This window comes from Streptomyces sp. SID14478, from assembly GCF_010548525.1.
Lineage (GTDB): Bacteria > Actinomycetota > Actinomycetes > Streptomycetales > Streptomycetaceae > Streptomyces.
This window is the reverse complement of record NZ_JAAGMG010001155.1, coordinates 1-2,385: the sequence shown is the minus strand read 5'-3', so window position 1 is coordinate 2,385 and position 2,385 is coordinate 1. Positions and strand designations below refer to the sequence as shown.

At 75.6% G+C, this 2,385-nt stretch carries 1 protein-coding gene; it reads left to right on the top strand.

Features of this window, described 5'->3' with window-relative positions; translation table 11 throughout:
• Positions 1-69: 69 nt before the first annotated feature.
• Positions 70-2,385: AAA family ATPase (locus G3I40_RS37030; protein WP_164559214.1), on the top strand; the 2,316-nt coding region annotated here is incomplete at its 3' end.

Sequence of the window (2,385 nt, the reverse complement as noted above, 5' to 3'; positions counted from 1 at the left end):
GGCGGGCCGGGGATCCCCGGCCCGCCCGGACCGCTGAGTGGCGCCACCGGAGCATGCCAGGATGGGCCCGTGGCACAGAGATTCGATACGCCGTTCATCGGCCGGGGGAACGAACTCGCCCGGCTCACCGGCGTCCTGGAACGGGCCGCGGCAGGTGAGCCGCGCGCCGTCCTGGTGTCCGGGGACGCCGGCGTCGGCAAGACCCGGACGCTGACCGAGGCCGCCGCGCACGCCGCCGCCCTCGGCACGACCGTTCTGACCGGCCACTGCGTGGACCTCGGCGACGTGGGCCTGCCGTACCTCCCGTTCACGGAGATCCTCGGCGCGGCGGCCGCGGACGACAGGCTCGCCCCGGCCCTCGCCGCGTACCCCGCGGTGGACCGCCTGCTCGGCACCGCCCCCGGAGCCGCTCCCGGCGCCGACCCCGGCAGCCGCCTCCAGCTCTTCGAGGGCGTCGCCGGACTCCTCGCCGACCTGGCCGACCTGACCCCGCTCCTGCTGGTCGTCGAAGACCTGCACTGGGCCGACCAGTCCTCCCGCGACCTGCTGCGCTTCCTGCTCAGCCGGGGCGTCCTGCAGCGGCCCGCGCCCGGCGGCCCGCCGCGCCGCCTCGCGGTCCTCGCCTCGTACCGCACGGACGACCTGCACCGCCGCCACCCCTTGCGTCCGCTCCTCGCCGAGCTGATCAGGCTGCCGGCCGTCGACCGCCTCGAACTGCGCCCGATGGCCGACGCGGACATGGCCCGGCTCGTGCGCGCGCAACGCACCGGCCCCGTCCCCGACGGCACGGTCCGCCGCATCGTCGAGAGCGCCGAGGGAAACGCCTTCTACGCCGAGGAGTTGCTCGCCGCGCTGCCCGGCGACGACGGCCCCGGCGCCCCCGCCATGCCCGGCGACCTGGCCGATCTGCTCCTCATCCGCATCGAGCAACTGACCGAGACCGCCCAGCAGGTGCTGCGCACGGCCGCCGTCGCGGGCCGCCGGGTCGCTCACGCCCTGCTCCGCGACGCCGTCCGACTCCCGCAGGACGAACTGGAGTCGGCGCTGCGCGAGGCCGTCGGGCGCCAGCTGCTGGTCCCCGACGACGACGCGACGTACACGTTCCGGCACGCCCTCACCCGCGAGGCCGTGTACGCGGACCTGCTGCCCGGCGAGCGGGTCCGGCTGCACGGCGTGTTCGCCACCCTCCTTGCCGGAGAGGGCCGTTCGCCGCAGAGCGCGGCGGAGCGCGCCCATCACTCGCGCGAGAGCCACGACCTGCCCGACGCCCTCGCGGCCTCCCTCGAAGCCGCCGACCACGCCCAGTGCGTCGGCGCCCCCGCCGAGGAGCTGCGTCACCTGGAGACCGCGCTCGAACTCCTGGTCGTGGTGGACGCCGGCGCCCGTCCCGCCGACAGCGACCCGATCAGTCTCACCCTGCGCGCCTCGGCCGCCGCCGCCCGCGCCGGACAGCCCCACCGCGCGGTCCAGCTCACCCGTTCCGCGCTGGCCGACGTCGGCCCGGGTACCGACTCCGAACTCGCCGCGCGCGTGCGCTACACCCTCGCGGGCAACCTGATGCGGATCGACCACCTGGAGGCCGCGTTCACGTACAGCAGTGAGGCGCTGGCCCTGATCCCGGCCGATCCGCCCTCGGCCACCTGGGTGTGGGCGGCCGCGACGCACGTCATGGCGGCGCGGTACGTGAACCGCGACGAGGACGCCGAGCGGGTCGCCCGCCAGGCCCTGGACGTCGCCGAACAGCTCGAACTGACCGACGCCCGGGCCGACTTGACGATCTCGTTGGTCGGCCTGTCCGCCCACGACCGGGGTTCGGAACAGGGCCGGGAACGACTGGTCCTCGCGCGCCGGCTGGCCGTCGGGGCCGGGAACCCCGCGGTCGAGATGCGGGCCCTCTACAACCTCGCCATCGGCTGTTACGAGTCCGGTGACCTCGAAGCGTGCCTGCCGTGGATCGCCGAAGGCCTCGACCGCGCCCGCAGCGCCGGTCTGCTCACCTCGCCGTACGCCCTGGAGCTGCGCTACATGCAGTCCCTGCTGCTCTACACGCTGGGCCGCTGGGACGAGTGCGCGCGTGCGGCGGCCGCCGACACCGAACTGCTGCCGCCCGCGGGCGGGTTCGCGATCGCGCCCGCGCTGTACGTCACCCTGGCCCGGGGCTCCTACGACACGGCCGTCACCACGGCACGCGGGCTGCTCGACGACCACTTCGACTGGCTGGCGGCGCTCGTGGCCGGCGTCGTCCTGACCGACGCGGCGGCGCTGCGCGGCGACGCCGAGGACTGCGTACGACAGCTGCGCGCCTCCACGGAGCTGCTCACGGACGTCTCGGGCGTCGTGCCCTACGCCGCGGTGCGGCTCGCCGCGCTGGCCCTCTCGGCGGTC